Source organism: Haloterrigena salina JCM 13891 (assembly GCF_000337495.1).
GTDB lineage: Archaea > Halobacteriota > Halobacteria > Halobacteriales > Natrialbaceae > Haloterrigena > Haloterrigena salina.
In genome coordinates, this window is the sequence record NZ_AOIS01000027.1 from 51,046 (window position 1) to 69,186 (window position 18,141).

The window sequence follows — 18,141 nt, forward strand, 5'->3', positions numbered from 1 at the left end:
AACGTACCGCTAGCGTCCCGTTTCGCTCGCAACCGGTGTAGTGACCCGAGTCAGCCGGCCGATCAGTGCAGCGGCTCCTCGAGTCGGGCCCAGCCGATCGCGTCGAGGACGATGATGCGATCGTTGTGGCGGACGTAGACGCCGTTGTACTCCCCGGCGGAGCCGCTGTAGTAGGGCAGCGAGCCGCGGACGGTGTCGACGACGGACCAGGCACCGTCCCGGTCGATTGTCACGTGTTCCCATTCCTCGCGCGCGTCGTTGCGGACTGCGCGGTCGATGGCGCGTCGCGCGCCCGGAATCTTGCCCAGTCGCTGGGAGGTGCTGTCGACGACGGTCGCACCGTCGGGAACCTCGTTGCGGCCGATGATTCGTGCGCCGAGGTTCGCTTTCGATCGCGACGGCGAATCGGTGCGCTGACCCGAGCGAAGTGCGTATCCGGCGACTGCGGCCGTTCCGACCGCCAGCAGCGACAGCGCCATTTCTTTGCCCCTGATCATCATGGGAGTACCTTACAGTAACTGATTAAGTATCTTTCGCAAGAATGTCCGGTTTCCGTTGGCGTCCGAACGACAGGATTGCGGCGCGAACCGTCCCGTTCGGTCGGCGGTCGCCGTTCGACGGACTTCAGAGGAGCGCCGCGGCGTTGGACGTGATCGCGCCGCCGACGACGAGCAATCCGATGGCGACGACCGCCCCCGCCCGGTACACGGGGAGCGCGTTGGCCGCCGGCTCGCGGAGTTTCTTCCCGTTGAGTCCCGTCTCGAGTCGCTTCGCGCCGATCTCGACGAGACCGGCCAGAAGCGCCCAGAGGACCACCATCCCGAGCACCAGGTGACCGTTGGTCGACTGGAAGAGCGTTTCCGACGTGTAGCGCTGGCCGGCGAGGTGGCCGCCGGTGAGCAGCAAGACGAGGGCGCTCACGCGCGAGATAGTGGTCAGTTTCCCGGAAATCGCCTCGAGGGGCTTGGTCGTGTTAAACGCGCCGTCCCGCGCGAGGGGCAACACGACGAACGCGACGTAGAAGACGCTGCCGGCCCAGATCCCGGCGAAGATCAGGTGAATCGTCTGGGCGAGGAACGCATCAACCATACCGACTGCCTCGGAGGGATGGAGTATCAGCGTTCCGACTCGCGACCGAGCGCGACGTCGACTCGGGCGACGAGTCCCGTCACTCGAGCCAGTCCGGGAGCCACGCGACCAGCCGTCGCCGGAGGATCGCGTAGACGATCGAGAGGACGACGCCGACGAGAACGACGACGGTGATCGGCCCGTCGAAGACCGCCAACGCGGGCACCGCGAGGACGGTGGCGAGCGCGGCGTCCTCTGGGGCGCCGTCGTACCGGATCCAGCGCCGCGGTCGGAGCCACCGGCCGCGGACGTGGTCGTAGACGGCTCGGTCGTGTCGGTGGTTCCACGGGTCCATCTCAGGGCCGCTGCCGGCGGCGTCGCTGGCCGCGTGGAGCCACGCGGCGACGGCGAAGGCAGCGAGCGCAGCCGTGAGCGAGCCGGGGACGGCGACGGCGACGGCGACCGCGAGAACGGCGACCGCGGCGCCCGCCACCGGGAAGTGAAACGTCCGTCGGTGGTCGAAGACGAGGTCGAAATCGGGGGCGAGTCCGCCGAGTATCGCTCCGACGGCCAGCGGCGTCGCCAGTTCCGGCAGCAGGTAGGCGACCGGGGCGACGGCGGCGAGCCCCGCGAAGACGTGCGTCGTCGCCATCATCGGTACTAGCCNGATCGCAAACAGATACGCGAACCGGCACGCCGCCGCCATCGATTCACTCGAGGCCTTCGCCCTGATAACTCCCGTCGTAGACGCCCTCGTGGTCGGCTTCCGCGAGAACCAGCTGGGCGATCCGGGCGCCGCGTTCGATCTCGATATCGTGGTGGACCTGCAACAGGCCCTCGCCGCGGCCCTCGTAGCCGGCGTCCCAGACGGCCGTGTTCAGCATACAGGAGTTGCGCATCAGCGACGAGCGAGGGTAGACGAAGCCGATGTGGCCCTCCGGAATTTCGATCCGCTCGCCGTAGCGGGCGACGTAAGCGCCCTGCGGCAGGTAGTAGGTGTCGGGATCCTTCTGCTCGAGCTCCTCGAGGGGGCGGGCGACGCGGTCGCCGACCTGCTTGCCATCCCGGCCGATTCGACCCGGCTCGAGCTGTTCGAAGACGACGTCCAGCGTGAGGTCGACGCCGTTGGGCTGGATCTGATCGGCGGCCGTCGGCGAGACGTGCTCGGCGACGAACGTACCGGAGCGGAACATGTACTCCAGACGCTTCGGGACGGAGAAAAGCGTACCGTTCGGGACGGCCCGTACGGGACGGCCACGCGTCCCATGCCGGGCGGTATCGGGCCCCGACGGACGCGGCCGCGCACCCCGCGTTGTCCGTCTGCTTGCTCGGCAATACTTACGGGAAAACTGTCGTGTTTGCTCCTCTTACCCCTGCGCTGGCTCGTGGAAACACGCTGGATTTATCACGACGGAAAGCCGAGTTTTGGGTGCTATGGGACAGACTCTCACCGAGAAGATTCTCGACGACCACCTCGTCGAGGGCGAACTCGAGACCGGCGAGGAGATCGGGATCGAGATCGACCAGGTGCTCACACAGGACACGACCGGCACGATGGTCTGGCTCCAGTTCGAAGCCATGGGACTGGACGAGGTCCAGACCGAAATCGCCGCCCAGTACTGTGACCACCAGACGTACCAGTTCGACTTTAAGAATACTGACGACCACCGTTTCCTCCGTTCTGCGGCCGGTACCTACGGCGCATATTTCTCTCGCCCCGGTAACGGCATCTGTCACAACGTCCACCGCGAGAACTTCGCGGCCCCCGGCAAGACGCTGCTGGGTTCGGACAGCCACACGCCCACGCCCGGTGGACTCGGCGAACTCGCCATCGGCGCCGGCGGGATCGACGTCACCGTCGCCATGGGCGGCGCACCGTACTACATCGAGATGCCCGAGGTCGTCAACGTCCGCCTCGAGGGCGAGCTCCCCGACTGGGCGACCGCGAAAGACGTCATTCTCGAGCTGCTCCGCCGACTCAGCGTCAAAGGCGGCGTCGGCAAGATCCTCGAGTACACCGGTCCGGGCGTCGAGACCCTGACCGCACCCGAGCGCATGACCATCACCAACATGGGCACGGAACTCGGCGCGACCTCGTCGATCTTCCCGACCGACGAGCAGACCGAGGACTACCTCGAGCGCGTCGGCCGCGCCGACGAGTACGAGGAGCTCCAGCCCGACGACGATGCCGAGTACGACGACGAGATCGTCGTCGATCTCTCCGACCTCGAGCCGCTGATCGCTCAGCCCTCGATGCCGGACAAGGTCGTTCCCGTCCGCGAGGTCGAAGGCCAGTCCGTCGATCAGGTCATCGTCGGCTCCTGTACCAACGGCGGCTACGAGGACATCCTCCCGGCCGCAAAGATGCTCGAGGGCCGCGAGGTCAACAAGAAGACCGAGATGATCGTCGCACCCGGCTCCAAGCAGGCCTCCGAGATGCTCGCCCGCGAGGGCTGGGTCGCGGAGATGATGGCCGCTGGCGTCAACTTCTCCGAGGCCACCTGCGGTGCCTGTATCGGCATCGGACACGTCCCCGCCAGCGACTCCGTCTCGCTGCGGACGTTCAACCGCAACTTCGAGGGCCGCTCGGGCATCGAGGACGACAACGTCTTCCTCTGCTCGCCGGAGGTCGCCGCCGCCGCGGCGATCAAGGGCGAGATCGTCGACCCGCGCGACCTCGCCGACGAACTCGGCGACCTCGAGGCGCCCGGCATCGAGCTCCCCGACGAGTACGACGGCTCGAAGACGGACCTCATCACGCCCGACGAGGCCGTCGACGACGAGCTCGTCAAGGGCCCGAACATCGGCGACGTCCCGCTGAAGGACCAGCTCGACGCCGATATCGCGGGTGAGGCCCTCCTGAAGATGGAGGACAACATCACGACCGACCACATCATCCCGGCGACCCAGGACATCCTGATGTACCGGTCGAACATCGACAAGCTCTCCGAGTTCACCCTCTCCCGCGTCGACGACACGTTCGCCGAGCGCGCTCGAGAGGCCGACGGCGGCGTCCTCGTCGCCGGCGAGAACTACGGACAGGGCTCCTCGCGAGAGCACGCTGCGATGTGTCCGATGTACCTCGGCATCGAGGCCGTCCTCGCACAGAGCTTCGCCCGGATCCACCGCGCGAACCTCTTCAACTTCGGTATCGTCCCGCTGACGATCGACGAGGACACCTACGCCGACATCGACCAGGGCGACGAGGTCGAAATCGTCGACGACGTCTACGACGCCGTCACCTCCGGCCAGGAGGAGTTCACGGTCCGCGTCAACGGCGACGAGGAGTACACCGCGACGCTCGACGCCTCCGAGCGCGAACGCGACATCCTCGCGGCCGGCGGCAAGCTCGCCTGGACGAAAGAACAGGCAGAGGGCGGCAGCGGCGCCGCGCCCGCCGACGACTGATCGGACGCGACGACACGGCCGTACCAGCCGTTTGACTTCCTCTTTCTTTCGATGCGCGACCTCGTCGCTCGAGCGTGAGCGCTCTCCGCGAGTTCCGGGTCGAGTGACACCACGGATCCGGCTCCGAAAGCGACCCCGCGGGTCGACAGCGTCACCGTCTTGGGCGAGCGGCCGATAACACGAGCGAATGCCACCGGCAGGACACGAAAACACCGGCTACCGCCGTCTGTTCGACCGCGACGGCCTGACCTTCGGCGCCGGCTTCCCGCTGACGGGAGCGAACCGTTCGACCCCCGATATCGAGGCCGAACTACGCCTCGCCGAACACGCCGAGCGGGTCGGCTTCGACGGCCTCTGGGCGCGGGACGTCCCGACCTACTGGCCGAAGTTCGGCGACGCCGGCCAGACGTTCGACACGTGGCCGTGGCTCTCCCACGTCGCGGCTCACACGGACGAGATCGCGCTCGGCACCTCGAGTATCGTCCTCACGCTGCGCCACCCGATCCACGTCGCCAAATCCGCCGCGACCGTCGACCGGCTCTCGGACGGCCGGCTCGTCCTCGGCGTCGCCTCCGGCGACCGCGACCCCGAGTACCCCGCCTTCGGCGTCGACCGCGAGGAGCGGGGCCGGGCGTTTCGCGACCGGTTCGAGGCCGTCCGCACCGTCTGGCGGGAGAACTTTCCGACCGTCGAGGGCGAGTGGGGCTCCCTATCAGGCGACCTCGAGGTCGTCCCCGACCCCACGACCGAGACGGTTCCGCTCCTCCCGACGGGCAACGCCCGTCAGTCCCGCGAGTGGATCGCCGAGCACGGCGACGGCTGGTTATTCTATCATCTCCCGGAACGCACACTGGAGGAGTACCTCGTCGAGTGGCGCGAGTCGGCCGGCGAGAAACCGTTCGCCATCGCGGTTCGCGTCGAGTTCGCCGACGATCCGACGGCCGACGCCGAACCGCTGCACCTGGGCTTTCGGGCCGGCGTCAAATGGTTCCGGGACTACTTCCGGCGACTCGAGGAGTACGGCCTCGACCACGCCATCATCGGGTTCGAAAACGAGGATCGCGAGGCGGCGCTGTCGACGTTCGCCGACGAAATCATCGAACCGCTGTAGGATTCGGGTCCGCAGTCGCGACGCAGCGACCGATCACGGGCGGTCCCGTGTCGCCTCGGCGGTGGCGCTGAATCCGGCATCGAACAGTTCGACCGTCGCACCCGTCGGGCGACCGGGTTGACCGCCCGGACTCGCCGGTCCGCCGGGTTCCGCGAGTACGAGTTCGACAGCGGCTCCGTCAAGTGCCAGCGCGTCCGCGAGCGCGACGGTGAGTCGGTTCGGCTCCAGCGTCTCGATCGTTGCCGAACGGTCGGCGCCGTCGGCAGTGACCGAGACCGACGGCCCGTCCGCGTCGGTGAAGTCGATCGCGCCGGCGGTCTCGACGTCGCGGTAATCGAGTCGGAGCGCCTCGAGGCCGTGCGTCGTGGTGTCGACGCCCTCCAGTAGCCACCGGTGTTCGAAGACGCCGCCGCCTCGCTGGGACACCGACAGCAGCGCCCGTTCGACCGAAACGCCGGGAACCGAAAGCGAGAGGTCGCGCTCGGCGTCGATCCGAGTCCCCGCGCCCGTCGCCGTGACGTCGACGGTTCCGGTTATCGTCGAGCCGACCAGAGATCCGATCGCTGCCGGCGTCGGCTCGACCGTAATCTCCGCGAGGCGGTCGCCCGGGTCCAGCGGATCGCCCGCGTCACCGCCGACGAGCAGTCTGTCTCCGTCGACAGCCGCCGCCTCGTCGGTCGTCCGAAGCCGAAATTGGTCGGACGCGAGGGTGAGCGCGATGGGCGCGGAGAGCCCGTTGACGACGGAGAACGTCGCGGGCGACGGCCGGGGGCCGTCTTCGAACAGGGTACCGCCGGCCTCGACGCCGTCCTCGGTCAGTCCCAGGTAGGCGGCGGCATCGCCGGCGGCGTCGACGGCCGCGTCTCGCCGGGCCGCAGACCGCGAGAGGCCGAGCGTCTCGACGGCAAGGGTACCGCTCGAGGCGGCCATCAACAGCAGCGCTGCGCGTCTGGTTCGCTTCATCTCATCGCCCCCCTTCCGTTCGGTCCCGGTACTCGAGTTCCACGGCCGGCGGTTCGTCGGCGATACCGAGCCGGTTGCGCCGCGCGTAGTAGCGGTGTGCAAGCGCGGAGACGCCGAAGGCGACGACGACGAACACGCCCCACGCGTACGACGGGAGGTCGGCGAACGGCGGGAAGCCGGCGACGGTCGCCCCGAGCAACAGCGTGGCCACCGCCGTCAGCCCCAGATAGTAGTCGCTCCACGGGATCTCTCGCCCGCGAACGACGTCCATGTAGATCTCGACGTTCTCGAGCGCCGGGGTAGGTTCGACGACCCCCCGATCGCGGTCGAACTCGACGACGCCGGCCTTATCCAGCTTCGGTAGATGCGACTGCTGGAGCGCCGTATAGACTCGCTTTCGATCGCTGCTCGAGACCTCCTCGTAGGCGAGCCCGTCCTCCGCCGCGGCGATCTCCTGCGAGAGGTCGCCGATGTCGACCGTCTCCGCCTCGTCCATCAGCGTGTGAAGGATGTGTCGCCGTCGTCGGTTCGACAGGAGTTCGAAGAGCTCGTCTTCGGTCAATTCGTCTCGGTTTCGTCGCGGGACGTTCCGGTCCCGAGTCTGTTCCGCGTGGCATCCCCCCATTCAATCTAACGTGGGACGCGTGCAGAAATAAAACTATTGAAATCCTGAATTTCATTGATTAAATTATATTGCAGGAGATATATTTGTTCCCGTGATACGCTTCGACCGTCCGCAGATCGGCGGTCACGGACCCGATTTCGGGAGTTTCCCGGAACGGTCGTCGTCGCTCGATTCTCCCGCGATGCGGGTTCAGTCACCGGTTGACCGAGAGTCAATCGGATCGAGACCGCCTCCGAATCGTACTTAGGGGTCGATTGACCGAAAGCCACCGATGCGTCGATCGCAGTCTACGGACCGCTGACTCGCACGCGACTCGAGTCAATCGCCTCCATGCGACACACCACGTTCGCTCCACCGCTCGTTGATAGAAGGGAAACCAGTGGCAGAATTAATTCCACGGCTGTATTACAATATCCCCCGATGTCCATCGCTGAATCGTGGTCCCCGCGAGAAGCGGGGCGACGGGGTCTCGCGGACGGTCGTCCGCGAGGTTCCGCTCACCACACTACCAACCATGCAACGACGCAAATTCGTCATCGGAATGGGCGCACTGGCATCCGGAACCGCCGCCGCGATCGGGACGGGGGCGTTCTCGAGCGTGAGCGCGAATCGTGACATCGACGTCGAAGTCGCCGACGACGCTTCGGCCTACCTGCGACTCGAGGGCACCGGCGGCGACAACGCGGACTACGTCACCGACGACGGGAACGACGGTACGCTGACGATTGACCTCAGCCCGAGCAACGACGGCGTCGCGGGCGGCGGCGAGGGCGTCAACCCCGATGCGGTCACGCAGATCGGGAACCTGTTCGACATCGAGAACCAGGGGACGCAGGAAGTCGACGTCACCGTGGCTAAACACGGCGATAACGCCGACCTCGTCGCGTTCTATCCGGACGGCGAGGCCTACGACGGCGACTCGCTGACCGACAGCGCGGTCACGCTCGGCGCCGGCGAGAGCACGACGATCTGTCTCGAAATCGATACCGAAGACAGCGGCCTCGGCGACGGCGACGAACTGCTCGACTCGGTGACCTTCAGCGCGACCGCGTAATCAGGTGGATAACAGATGGAACGACGCAACTTCGTCCTGAGTATCGGCACGCTCGCGGCGGGCGGCGGGCTCGCCCTCGGTACCGGCGCGTTCAGCAGCGTCCAGGCCGAGCGCGACGTCGCCGTCACCGTCTCCGAGGACGCCAGCGCGTACCTCGGCATCCAGCCCGGCGACGGGCCGAACGGCAATTACGCGGACACGACCGACAGCGACGCGCTCGCGATCAACCTGACCGGCGACAACGCCAACGTCGGCGACGGCATCGCCGGCGGCCAGGGCCTGAACGCCAACGCGGTCACGGGAATCGAGGACATCTTCCAGATCCAGAACCAGGGCACTCAGGAGGTCGAACTCCGGGTCACGCCGCTGGCGTTCGGCGACGTGGATTGGCAGGACTTCGACGGCGTGCTGGGTGTCCTGCTCGTGCCCCAGACCGGCGGGATCGAGATTGACCTCGAGTGGCCGCCGTGGGAGAGCAACTTCGTCTCGATCTCGACGCTGTCGCCCGGCGAGGAGATCGAGTTCAGTCTGGCGGCGTTCGCCCTCCCGGAGACGGCGGTGGACTCGGTCGCCGTCAACGACGAGATCGAAATCACCGCGGAGGAGGTCTAAGAGATGACGGACACGACACCGACGCTCGACGACTACGAGACGGTAGCGGGTATCGAATTCGACCTATCCGACGAGGAACTCGACCGGGAAACGATCAACGCGGAGTTAGAGCGGCTCTTCTCCGCGTAGCGACGCGACGTCGATTTTCGCCGTAGCGAGCCGCGTTCGACTGCCACCGATACCGCAAACACATGTTATAAATCGAAATATACAAGTAATTTTATAAAATTAGTCTAGGTGTACGAATGATTCACCGGGGGGTGACGCGGGTGTTCCAGGGGCTCGTACTCGCGAGTATCCTCGCCCTGTTCGCGGGGCAGATACTCGGCCAGCCGATCCTGCTGGGGTTCGTCGAGACCGGCAGCATGGAGCCGACCATCGAGACCGGTCACGGGTTCGTCGCGGTTCCGGACGTCGTGACGGACGATCCGGAGCCCGGCGACGTGATCGTCTTCGAGGCCGAGGAGATCGACGGCGGCGGGCTGACGACTCACCGGGTGGTCGAGGAGACCGAGCGAGGGTACGTCACGAAGGGCGACGCCAACCCGGTTACGGATCAGGACTCGGGGGAACCGCCCGTTCAGGACGGGCAGATCGTCGCGAGCGCCTGGCGACCGACGGGCGAGGTCGTCACGGTCCCCCATCTCGGGACCGCCGTGATGACGGTCGGCGACGCCGTCGAGTCCGCCCAGAGCCGACTGGCGGTCGCGTTCGGGCTCGGATCCATCCGGGGAACGTCGGGGATCGCATATCTGGGTATCGGGCTATCAGGGGCTCTCTACACCATCGAGACGGTCCGCGAGCGCCGCAGCGTGTCCAACGAGTCGCGGTTGGGCGGCGACGACGGGACGGCGCTCGATCCGCGACTCCTCTGTGGCGCCTTCGCGCTGCTGGTCATCGTTGCCGCCGCGGGAGCGATGCTCGTCCCCGCCGGTACCCAGTCGTACGGCGTCGTCAGTGCGGAGTTCGACTCCGAGCAGGCGCTGGTGATCGAACGGGGAACCACCGAGACGGTGCCGTACGTCGTGGCCAACGACGGGATCGTCCCCGTCGTCTCGTACGTCGAAACGGAAAGCGACCACGTCGCGATCGACGAGGGTCCGGCGACCGTCGGTCCGCGGGACGACGCCGAGGTTCCCCTGTCGATCTCGGCGCCCGCCGAGACCGGCCACTACCCGGCCTACGTCACCGAGTACCGGTACCTGCACGTGCTCCCGCTGCCGGTGATCGACGCCCTCCACGACGTCCATCCGTGGTCGCCCGTCGTCGTCATCGTCTCGCTGCTCGGCGGGCTCACGTACGGTGTCGGCCGCTGGCTCTGTGGCCCCCGCGATCCGCGCTCGCGGCGGGACGCGGCTCGCGACCGGCGGACGAAGACGCGCTCGCTCATCCGGAGACGCTAGTAATACATGGTATCGCTACTGACGGACGCCGACGGCGACGAGACGGGGCGGGAGCGACGGCTGCGGCTTCGCGCCCTGTTCGCGGAGTATCGGACGGTGCTACTGATCGCGTTCGTCGTCCTGATCGGCCTCGGCGCGTGGCTGAGCTACGGCGCCTACGCCACCTCGGAGACGGCGACCGAGCAACAGCCCGGGCACCGCTGGACGGCGACGGGGGAGTTCTCCCACGGTGCCGTCGTCACCGAGTCCAACCCCGTCCATCCCGACGGGACGCGACTCGAGAACGAGTCGCTGTACTACGAGGGGATCGCGCCGACGGTCGACGGCGAGTTCGTCGGCGGATACGACGCCGGCGGCGGCGAGGACGTCCGCGTCTCGGTCGCGGTCGACCTCGTCTATCGTTCGGTCGACCCGAACGGCGACGGCGTCTACTGGAGCCGACGGGAGGAACTGGAGTCGGCGACGGCGACGGACGTCGCGCCGGGCGAGGGGGTCACCGCGTCGTTCGCCGTCAACGTCACGGCGGTCAGGGAGTCGATCGCCGAGATCGAGCGGGAGGTCGGGACCGGCCCCGGCGAGACCGAGATCGTCCTCGACCTCGAGCGGACGGTCGATGGCCGGATCGACGGCGAGCGCCGCTCGGCGAACCACAGCTACGAGGTGCCGATCACGACGGACGGGAAGGCGTACCGCCTCGAGGCCGACGGCTCGTACGACGAGCCACGAGAGGAGTACGAGTCCGTCGAGGTTCCCGTCTCGGCGGGGCCGCTTCGATCCGTCGGCGGACCCCTGTTGCTGGGGCTGGGCGCAGTCGGTATCGGTGCCGTGGCGGTCGTAACGCGCCGGTTCCCGGAGCTGACGGAGACCGAACGCGAGTGGCTGGCCTACCGGGCCGACCGCTCGGAGTTCGAGGAGGTGATCACGACGGTCAGTCTGCCCGCATCGGAGCTTGCGGAGCCTCGTGCGACGGTCGACTCGCTGGCGGCGCTCGCGCGCCTCGGAATCGATCTCGAGGCAGCGGTGCTCTTCGATTCGGACGAGAACCGCTACGTCGTCCGCGGCGACGGCGTCCGATACGTCTTCGAGCCGCCGCGGCCGCCGACCGGGGACGATCTGCTCGCCCCCGTGACGATGGGGGCCGATTCGACGGCGGACGACGATACCGACACCGGCCGCGAGGGACTCGCAGTCGGAGAGGCCGACGGATCCGCCGCGTCGCCGACCGACTCCGATACCGGGTCCGCGCCGGTGACTGTTCCCGACGGTCGCGACGCGGACTCCGACCGATCGGCGCGTCGGGAGACGACCGGGAACGCTGTCGAACCGACTGAGCCCGCCGTCGAATCCGCTGCAAGAGCGCCCCGCGGACGGTCGAGCGAGACGACCCGCGAGCCGCCGATCGAGTCGCCGGCGGAGTCGTCGGAGCCGGCGTCCGACTCGACTGCCGGCATCGACGACGAGGAGCTGCTCGCACTCGCCGGACTCGAGCCCAGGGACCTTTCGGAGCCTCCCCTGTTCGAGTCGACGGGAGGCGGCGACGAGGAGCGGGCGGATCGATCCGAAGGCGGGCCCGATCACTGATAGGGAGGGATCGGGCGGCCATCGGCTCAATCCTCGCCGTCCGCGCGATCGCGAAGCTGTCGCTTCTGCCGGCGTTCGGTCACGTGATCGACGCCGTCGGCCAGTTCCTCGCGGACCTCGGTCTCGAAGGCGTCGACCTCCGCTACGAACTCCTCGGAGAACTCCTCGACGAGTTCGAAGGTCCACTGGTCGCTGACCGCGCCGGCCGGGAGGTGGTCGTCTCTGAGGGCGTCGGCCCACTCCTCGTGGCCGGCCTCGCGGAGGCGTCCTCGGCGTCGCCCATTCGGTCCATCGCGTGGCCCAGCTCGTGGTGGAACTCGAGTAAGGTCCCGTAAGCACGGTGGACGTACTCGATCCCGAGCTGGAGTTCGTGCAGCGCGTCCGCTTCGACGTCGCTCAACTCGAGGTCGTCCGGGTCGCGTTCCATACCGGTCGGACGCCGACCGCGACAAAAGCCCTTAGGCCAAACAGCGTCCGATTCTCGCGGCCGATACTGGAGCCGCAACACTCTCGGCGGTCGACTCGAGAGCGAGTCGTGAACGCGATGGCGATACTCGACGATCTCTCGGGCTACGAGTTCGAGGACCTGATGGGGGACGTGTTTCGACACTGCGGCTACGAGAACGTTCGCCAGTCGCGGCGGACGGCCGACGAGGGACGGGACATCCTGATGGAGGAAGTCGTCGACGGCCGCCGCCGGGCGGTCGTCGTCGAGTGCAAGCACACGGGGACCGTCAGCCGACCGGTCATCCAGAAACTCCACTCGGCGGTCGCGACCTACGACTACGACGGGCCGGTCCGCGGGATGGTCGTGACGACCGGCCGGTTTACCGAGCCCGCACGCGAGTACGCCGCGAATCTGGGGTCGAACCGGGAGGGCGGCGTCGAACTCCTCGACGGGCGGGACCTCCGGGAGATCGGCACGGAGATCGGTCTGGATCTCTACAACGGTCGGATCGAGATCCTCTGCGAGGAAGCGCTCCGGCCGACCCACCCCACCGCCGGCCGGGACGCCCCGGTCTTCGAGGCCGTTCGCGAAATCGAGAACCTCGAGGCCGCGACGATTCCGACGCCCGAGACGACGGTCGCGCTCGAGCCGACGGTTACCGTCCGCGCGACGACGGACGCGACGTTCGAGACCTCCGTCGGCGTCATCCACTGGATCGACGAGACGACTGACCTCGCGATCCGCGCCGATCGCGACGAGCCGCGGGTCGCGACCGGCGACGTTCGCGACCTCGCCGCCAACCGCTCGGCGTCCCGCATCGACCTCGAGGCGGCCGATCTCGAGTCGACCTTCGACGGCGTCGAACGCCGCCGGTTCGGGCAGACCGAAACCGAGTACAAGGAGTGGGCGATCGACCGACTCCGGCAGGCGCAGACGGCGACGGTCCACTACACGGGCGACAACAACGTCGACTACGAGAAGACCTGCACGCCCAAGCGGTCGGATATCTCGGTTCGCGATATCGACCCCGTCTACGTTCCGCACGCCCGGTCTCGCCTCTCGCTGGGCGAGTACGACTACCAGTACGCCTACCGCGCCGCCGGCCCCTCGCGGGCGACCACGCGAAACGACCTCCACGAATGCGTCCACTGCGAGACGGCGGGCGCGAGCGAGACCTACACCTACTGCGACAACTGCGGGAGCGTCAACTGCGAGGAGCACGCGAAAACGGAGCGCTTCGAAGGTGACCCCGTCTGTACCGGCTGTGCCGTAACCGAACGGTTCGCGCTCGAGACGAAGTACTTCTACGATGAGGCGAACCTCGAGGCCTTCCGCGAGGAGTACGCGGCCATGCCGATCCACGAGAAGACCATGGAGAACGTCCCGCTGGCCGTCGGAAGCGCCCTCTGTGCGCTGTTCGCGGCGTTCTTCGTCGCGAGTTCGATCGGGCTCGTCTAGCTCGGATCCGTTGGCTGTCTCAGTCGAGACTCGAGAACTGTTCTCTCTCTCTTCGGCCTGATCGATCCACGTGCGGTGGCGCGCGCTGGATTGCGGTGCGTCACGACGAACCGCAGTCCGAACTCGCGTGAGGGATGAGTGAGGGACCGGAAGCGCGGCACGAAGTGCCGCGGAACGGCGAGCGGCAAAGCCGCGAGCCGGGGACCGAGCGAATCGGCTGGGGAGGGAGTGTTCTCCATGTTGCCAGCAATCGTCGTCGTCGTTTCGTCCCCACTTCCTCGAGCACACTCGAGCACTCCTTCTCACCGATCGGAACCGAGAACCCGCCTCGAGCGACCGCCTCACTCGTCGCCGACCAGTTCGCGCAGCGAGTTGCCGGCGATCGCCAGCCCGGTGACGGCCAGCGCGCCGGTCGTGACGGCCGGATTCAACAGGCCCGCCAGCGCGACGGGAATCACGATCGCGTTGTAGCCCAGCGCCAGACCGAGATTCTGGACGACCCGACGGCGGGCGGCCCGCGCGAGGGCGAACGCGCGCTCGACCGCGGCGAGGTCGTCCTCGACGATCGCGAGGTCGGCCGCGTCGGCGGCCAGCGCCGTCCCGCCGCCAAGCGAGAGCCCCAGATCCGCCGCCGCCAGCGCCGGCGCGTCGTTGGTGCCGTCGCCGACCATCGCCACGCGCCCCTCGGTTCGCAGCCGACGGATCGCCGCGGTCTTGCCCGTGGGCGGAACGTTCGCGAAGACCCGCGTGACGCCCGAGTGCTCCCGGAAACTGGCCGCCGCCGAGCCGTCGTCGCCGGTGAGGACCACGACGTCGACGCCCGCGTCGGCCAGCGCCGTCACCGTCTCCGCCCACCCCTCTCGAGGCTCGTCGCCGACGACGATGACGCCCTCCGCGCGACCATCTCGACCGACGACGACGGGCAGGTGGCCGGCATCCCGCGCCTCGGCGATGCGGTCCGTCAGTCCGTCCTCGAGGTCCCAGCCCCGTTCCCGGAAGAGGTCGGGGTGGCCGGCGAGGATTCGCCGCCCGTCGGCGACACCCTCGACGCCGGTAGCGTGGCGCTCGAACTCCCGGACCGTTCCGGATTCGACGCCCTCGCCATCCGCGGCGTCCTCGGCGTCGTCGATGACGCCGCCGTCGGCTCGACCGTCCGACGGGGTGTCCGCCGAGTCGCCGAAGGCGTTCGCGATCGCCGCGGCCGCCGGATGCGACGCCCGGCGTTCGACCGCGGCGGCGGCCCGCAGGAGGTCTTCGGGCGCGTCGGCCTCGAGAACGGTCATCTCGCCGGTCGTCAGCGTCCCGGTCTTGTCGAAGACGACGACGTCGATCTCTCGCAGGCGCTCGAAGACGCTCTCGTCGAAGACGACGATCCCGCGCTCGAGGGCGTCGCGGATGCTCGAGGCGATCGAGATCGGCGTCGCGAACGCGAACGCCCACGGGCTGGCGGCGATGAGCGCCAGACAGACGGCCGCGGCGACCCCGAGCGCGGTCCCCCCGAGCACGAGGGCAGCTAGTCCCGCGACGACCGCCGCGGCGACGACGATCGGAAGGGCGGTGCCGGCGAGCGCGTCGGCCCGGCGCTGGACGCCGTGGTCCGCGCTCTGGAGGTTCCAGACGGTCCGCGTCAGCCGGTCGATGCTGCTGGTCGTCTCGTCGTCGACGGCGACGACCGCGGCCCCGTCGGTGACGACCGAACCGCCGATCACCGGATCGCCGTCGGTCTTCGAGACGGGCAGCGACTCGCCGGTGACGACCGCCTCGTCGACGGTACACGTCCCCTCGGCGAGGCGGCCGTCGACCGGGATGCGCTCGCCCGCGCGAACGAGCAGGCGGTCGTCGGCCGCGACGTCCGCGACCGGTACCTCCCGCGTCGCCCCGTCGGACTCGAGGACCCGGGCCGTGCCGACCTGCGAGATCGTGAGGTCGGTCAGCCGGTTCAAGGCGTCGCGTTTGACCGTCTCCTCGTAGAAGATCGCGCCCATCACGACCGCGGCGACGAGGATCGTCAGGTCGAAGTAGAGGTCCGGCCCGCCGCGGACGAATGCGACCGCCCCGGCGGCGTAGGCGGCCACGATGGTCAGCGTCGCCAGCAGGTGCGTGCTCGGCTCGCGGAGCTTCAGGCTCACGTACGCCCCCCGCAGGAGCGGCCGGCCGGTCAGGTAGAGAATGGCGCCGGTCATCCCCATGAACAGCGGGGCGTAGAGGCTGACCTCGTCGCTGTTGAACTGCTGTGCGAACTGTTCGAACAGCCAGTAGTCGGTGAACGCGGCGAGGTACATCGGGTAGAACGTCGTGACGTACGGCACCAGCAGGAACGAGCCGAAGACGATCCCGACGATGTAGCGCACCTCGAGGACGTTCTCCGAGCGGCGCTTCCGGACTCCCTGCATCTCGCGCGACCGGCGGGTCGTGCTCTCGTCGCCCGCCGCGTCGTCGTCCTCGGCCGCCTCCTCGCGGCGGTAGGCCGTGTAGCCGGTCGTGCTCAGCGCGTCCTCGAGCACCTCGGCCGCGATCCGATCGGGATCGTGATCGACGCGGACCGTCTCAGTGACGTAACTGGCCGCCGCGTCCGCGACGCCGTCGCGACCCTCGGCGACCGACTCGAGGTACGCTTCGCACTGCGCCGAGTGCATCCCGTCGATCCGGAAGAACGACCGCTCGAGGGCCGCGGAGCGATCGTCCTCGAGCGATTCGTCCGCGTCGGTCGTCCCGTCCGCACCGTCCTCGCCGACGCCGAGGTCCGCGGCGATATCCCGACACCCCGTCGAGCAGAACGGGCCGTCGGCTCCCGCGGAGACGGGCTCGCCCGGCGACTCCTCGAGCGCGGTTCCACAGAGGCGACACCGCTCCCGGTCCGTTCGCGTTTCGCTCACTGTCCGAACAGTCGGACTCGAGGGACATAACGCTGTCAACCTCGGGCGACGATCAGCTTCGACCTCGAGCGCGGTCGTTCGATCTCATCCTCGAGCGACGATCGTTCCGTCCTCGCCGACGGCGACTGCTCGCGTCTCGGCGAGCGAAACGGCCAGCAGCGCGCCGGCGGCGTCGATGTCGGTGCGTTCCCAGCCGGCGGCCGCGCCGGCGCGCTCGTGGACCGCCCCGTCGGCCGCACACGCCATCGCCCGTTCCTCGCGGCGGGCGACACCGGTCAGCGCGTCGTCGGCGACCCGCTCGGGCGTCCAGGTCGGGCCGTCGTAGCGGTGGACGACGCCGTCGTCCGCGCTCGCCAGACAGTCGTCCCGGCCCGCGGTCGCGACGTCGGTCAGCGTCCCGTCGGCGCCCTCGAGTCCGACTCGATCGAACGACTCGCCGCCGTCGGTCGTCTCGAAGACGCCGTCGTTGGTGTCACAGCAGTAGCCGACCGCGTCGTCGGCGAACGCGACGCCGGAGAGACTCGAGCCGCTGCCGGGTTTCTCGGGGCCGGTCCACTCGAGGGCGCGGCCGTCGCCGTCAGTGCCGTACGTCCCGCGGAGCACGGCGCCGGAGCCGTTGATCAGGAGAATCGTCTCCGCGCCGCTCGCGCCGCCGACGGCGACGCCCAGCCAGTTGTCGGTGATGTCCTCGGGGGCCGTGAAATCCGTGTGACGACCCGTCTCGGCGTCGATCCGTCCCAGCGCGCCGCTGTCGCCCGCGACCCAGACGGCCGCGCCGTCGGCCGTCGCGTCGACCCCGCGGAGGTCGTTGCCCCCCGCGGCGGGACCGTCCTCAAGGACGGCCGTCCACTCGTCGCCGTCGTCGGTGAGGACGATCCCGCCGTCGCCGACCGCGTAGGCGGCGCTCGAGTCCGCCGTGTCGTCTGCTGCGGCGACTGCCACGTCTCGAAGCGTCGCGTCCGTCGGTGCCTCGACTGTGTGCCACGCCTGCTCGGATTCGGGTTCCGGTTTCTCTCGAGCGTCTCGAGCCGCGGTCCCTGCCGTCTCATCGGCCGCGGTCGATTCCTCACCGTCGTCGCTCGAGGCCGGTGACTCGAGTTCGTCCGTCGTCTCTATCGTGCCCGTCGCGTCCGGTTCGGCGCGGCTCGATCCCGACGGTTCGGATTCCGGTTCGGCGTGGTTCGATTCGGATTTCGGTGTGTCGGGTTCCGGCTCAGATTCGGTCAGCGACTCGTCGCGTTCGGGCGCCGACGCCTCGTGGTCCGCGTCCGTCCGGTCGTCGTCTCGGCCGTGGCGCAGGTAGAGCACGATCGGCGGCACGACGTACGACGCCAGCGCGAGCGCGGCGAACCAGCGGTGGACGATCGTCAGCGTCCCGAACGCGGTCAGGCCGGCCGTCGCGACGGCGTGGACCCACGTCTTCGTGTAGGACCGATAGAAGGGAACGAAGCCGCCGGTCTCGAGACGAGCGTTCTGTGATGACATCGGGTGTTCGGTCGCGGTGTCGGCGGATCGGCGTTCGGTCGGTCGGCTC

The 18,141-nt window shown here is 68.4% G+C and carries 16 protein-coding genes and 1 pseudogene; 8 read left to right on the plus strand and 9 right to left on the minus strand.

Annotated features, from left to right (window positions below; translation table 11 throughout):
• Positions 1-62: 62 nt before the first annotated feature.
• From C477_RS06785 to C477_RS06800, 4 genes are all read right to left on the minus strand, one after another.
• Positions 63-500 (minus strand): hypothetical protein, encoded by a 438-nt coding sequence (locus C477_RS06785; protein ID WP_049914360.1) that lies wholly within the window; start codon positions 498-500, stop codon positions 63-65.
• Positions 501-624: 124 nt separating this feature from the next.
• A complete protein-coding gene (locus C477_RS06790) occupies positions 625-1,089 on the minus strand; it encodes a hypothetical protein (protein WP_008893714.1) in 465 nt (154 codons plus the stop codon).
• A gap of 79 nt (positions 1,090-1,168) precedes the next feature.
• Positions 1,169-1,723, minus strand: a complete 555-nt coding sequence (locus tag C477_RS06795; protein ID WP_049914378.1) for a hypothetical protein — start codon at positions 1,721-1,723, stop codon at positions 1,169-1,171.
• Between the two features lie 55 nt (positions 1,724-1,778).
• A complete protein-coding gene (locus C477_RS06800) occupies positions 1,779-2,261 on the minus strand; it encodes a deoxyuridine 5'-triphosphate nucleotidohydrolase (protein ID WP_008893716.1) in 483 nt (160 codons plus the stop codon).
• A gap of 241 nt (positions 2,262-2,502) precedes the next feature.
• Between C477_RS06800 and C477_RS06805 the strand changes: the two genes are divergently transcribed.
• Positions 2,503-4,476 (plus strand): aconitate hydratase, encoded by a 1,974-nt coding sequence (locus C477_RS06805; RefSeq protein ID WP_008893717.1) that lies wholly within the window; start codon positions 2,503-2,505, stop codon positions 4,474-4,476.
• 187 nt (positions 4,477-4,663) lie between these two features.
• Positions 4,664-5,587: an LLM class oxidoreductase gene (locus C477_RS06810; protein ID WP_008893718.1), complete on the plus strand. Its 924-nt coding sequence runs from the start codon at positions 4,664-4,666 to the stop codon at positions 5,585-5,587.
• A 33-nt stretch (positions 5,588-5,620) separates the two neighbouring features.
• Here the strand turns inward: C477_RS06810 and C477_RS06815 are convergent, their stop codons facing one another.
• Both C477_RS06815 and C477_RS06820 read right to left on the minus strand, forming a co-directional pair.
• Entirely contained in the window at positions 5,621-6,550 is a 930-nt protein-coding gene (locus C477_RS06815; RefSeq protein ID WP_008893719.1) for a hypothetical protein, read from the minus strand.
• A gap of 1 nt (position 6,551) precedes the next feature.
• Entirely contained in the window at positions 6,552-7,175 is a 624-nt protein-coding gene (locus C477_RS06820; RefSeq protein ID WP_008893720.1) for a DUF7344 domain-containing protein, read from the minus strand.
• A gap of 514 nt (positions 7,176-7,689) precedes the next feature.
• Here C477_RS06820 and C477_RS06825 point away from each other — a divergent pair.
• From C477_RS06825 to C477_RS06840, 5 genes are all read left to right on the plus strand, one after another.
• Entirely contained in the window at positions 7,690-8,229 is a 540-nt protein-coding gene (locus C477_RS06825; RefSeq protein WP_152423288.1) for a DUF1102 domain-containing protein, read from the plus strand.
• A 15-nt stretch (positions 8,230-8,244) separates the two neighbouring features.
• Entirely contained in the window at positions 8,245-8,841 is a 597-nt protein-coding gene (locus tag C477_RS06830) for a hypothetical protein (RefSeq protein ID WP_008893722.1), read from the plus strand.
• A gap of 3 nt (positions 8,842-8,844) precedes the next feature.
• Positions 8,845-8,970, plus strand: a complete 126-nt coding sequence (locus C477_RS24705; protein WP_256403184.1) for a hypothetical protein — start codon at positions 8,845-8,847, stop codon at positions 8,968-8,970.
• Positions 8,971-9,086: 116 nt separating this feature from the next.
• Entirely contained in the window at positions 9,087-10,244 is a 1,158-nt protein-coding gene (locus tag C477_RS06835) for a signal peptidase I (protein ID WP_049914363.1), read from the plus strand.
• A gap of 6 nt (positions 10,245-10,250) precedes the next feature.
• Positions 10,251-11,825 carry a DUF5305 domain-containing protein gene (locus C477_RS06840; RefSeq protein ID WP_008893724.1) on the plus strand — a complete coding sequence of 525 codons (1,575 nt, stop codon included), beginning with the start codon at positions 10,251-10,253 and terminating at the stop codon, positions 11,823-11,825.
• 26 nt (positions 11,826-11,851) lie between these two features.
• Here the strand turns inward: C477_RS06840 and C477_RS24475 are convergent.
• Positions 11,852-12,252: pseudogene (locus C477_RS24475) on the minus strand (hypothetical protein).
• Between the two features lie 117 nt (positions 12,253-12,369).
• Here C477_RS24475 and C477_RS06850 point away from each other — a divergent pair.
• Positions 12,370-13,731 carry a restriction endonuclease gene (locus C477_RS06850; protein ID WP_049914381.1) on the plus strand — a complete coding sequence of 454 codons (1,362 nt, stop codon included), beginning with the start codon at positions 12,370-12,372 and terminating at the stop codon, positions 13,729-13,731.
• Between the two features lie 341 nt (positions 13,732-14,072).
• On the opposite strand, the gene C477_RS06855 is transcribed toward C477_RS06850, so the two are convergent.
• Both C477_RS06855 and C477_RS06860 read right to left on the minus strand, forming a co-directional pair.
• Positions 14,073-16,607 (minus strand): heavy metal translocating P-type ATPase, encoded by a 2,535-nt coding sequence (locus C477_RS06855; protein ID WP_008893727.1) that lies wholly within the window; start codon positions 16,605-16,607, stop codon positions 14,073-14,075.
• Positions 16,608-16,691: 84 nt separating this feature from the next.
• Positions 16,692-18,092 carry a WD40/YVTN/BNR-like repeat-containing protein gene (locus C477_RS06860; RefSeq protein ID WP_049914382.1) on the minus strand — a complete coding sequence of 467 codons (1,401 nt, stop codon included), beginning with the start codon at positions 18,090-18,092 and terminating at the stop codon, positions 16,692-16,694.
• Positions 18,093-18,141 lie beyond the last annotated feature (49 nt).

What these genes read in the sequence shown, in the direction of transcription:
- C477_RS06800 (WP_008893716.1), bottom strand. Translation starts at nt 2,261, where the DNA reads ATGTTCCGCTCCGGTACGTTCGTCGCCGAGCACGTCTCGCCGACGGCC.
- C477_RS06835 (WP_049914363.1), top strand. Translation starts at nt 9,087, where the DNA reads ATGATTCACCGGGGGGTGACGCGGGTGTTCCAGGGGCTCGTACTCGCG.
- C477_RS06830 (WP_008893722.1), top strand. Translation starts at nt 8,245, where the DNA reads ATGGAACGACGCAACTTCGTCCTGAGTATCGGCACGCTCGCGGCGGGC.
- C477_RS06820 (WP_008893720.1), bottom strand. Translation starts at nt 7,175, where the DNA reads ATGGGGGGATGCCACGCGGAACAGACTCGGGACCGGAACGTCCCGCGA.
- C477_RS06785 (WP_049914360.1), bottom strand. Translation starts at nt 500, where the DNA reads ATGATGATCAGGGGCAAAGAAATGGCGCTGTCGCTGCTGGCGGTCGGA.
- C477_RS06790 (WP_008893714.1), bottom strand. Translation starts at nt 1,089, where the DNA reads ATGGTTGATGCGTTCCTCGCCCAGACGATTCACCTGATCTTCGCCGGG.
- C477_RS06810 (WP_008893718.1), top strand. Translation starts at nt 4,664, where the DNA reads ATGCCACCGGCAGGACACGAAAACACCGGCTACCGCCGTCTGTTCGAC.
- C477_RS06815 (WP_008893719.1), bottom strand. Translation starts at nt 6,550, where the DNA reads ATGAAGCGAACCAGACGCGCAGCGCTGCTGTTGATGGCCGCCTCGAGC.
- C477_RS06850 (WP_049914381.1), top strand. Translation starts at nt 12,370, where the DNA reads ATGGCGATACTCGACGATCTCTCGGGCTACGAGTTCGAGGACCTGATG.
- C477_RS06805 (WP_008893717.1), top strand. Translation starts at nt 2,503, where the DNA reads ATGGGACAGACTCTCACCGAGAAGATTCTCGACGACCACCTCGTCGAG.
- C477_RS24705 (WP_256403184.1), top strand. Translation starts at nt 8,845, where the DNA reads ATGACGGACACGACACCGACGCTCGACGACTACGAGACGGTAGCGGGT.
- C477_RS06795 (WP_049914378.1), bottom strand. Translation starts at nt 1,723, where the DNA reads ATGATGGCGACGACGCACGTCTTCGCGGGGCTCGCCGCCGTCGCCCCG.
- C477_RS06825 (WP_152423288.1), top strand. Translation starts at nt 7,690, where the DNA reads ATGCAACGACGCAAATTCGTCATCGGAATGGGCGCACTGGCATCCGGA.
- C477_RS06860 (WP_049914382.1), bottom strand. Translation starts at nt 18,092, where the DNA reads ATGTCATCACAGAACGCTCGTCTCGAGACCGGCGGCTTCGTTCCCTTC.
- C477_RS06840 (WP_008893724.1), top strand. Translation starts at nt 10,251, where the DNA reads ATGGTATCGCTACTGACGGACGCCGACGGCGACGAGACGGGGCGGGAG.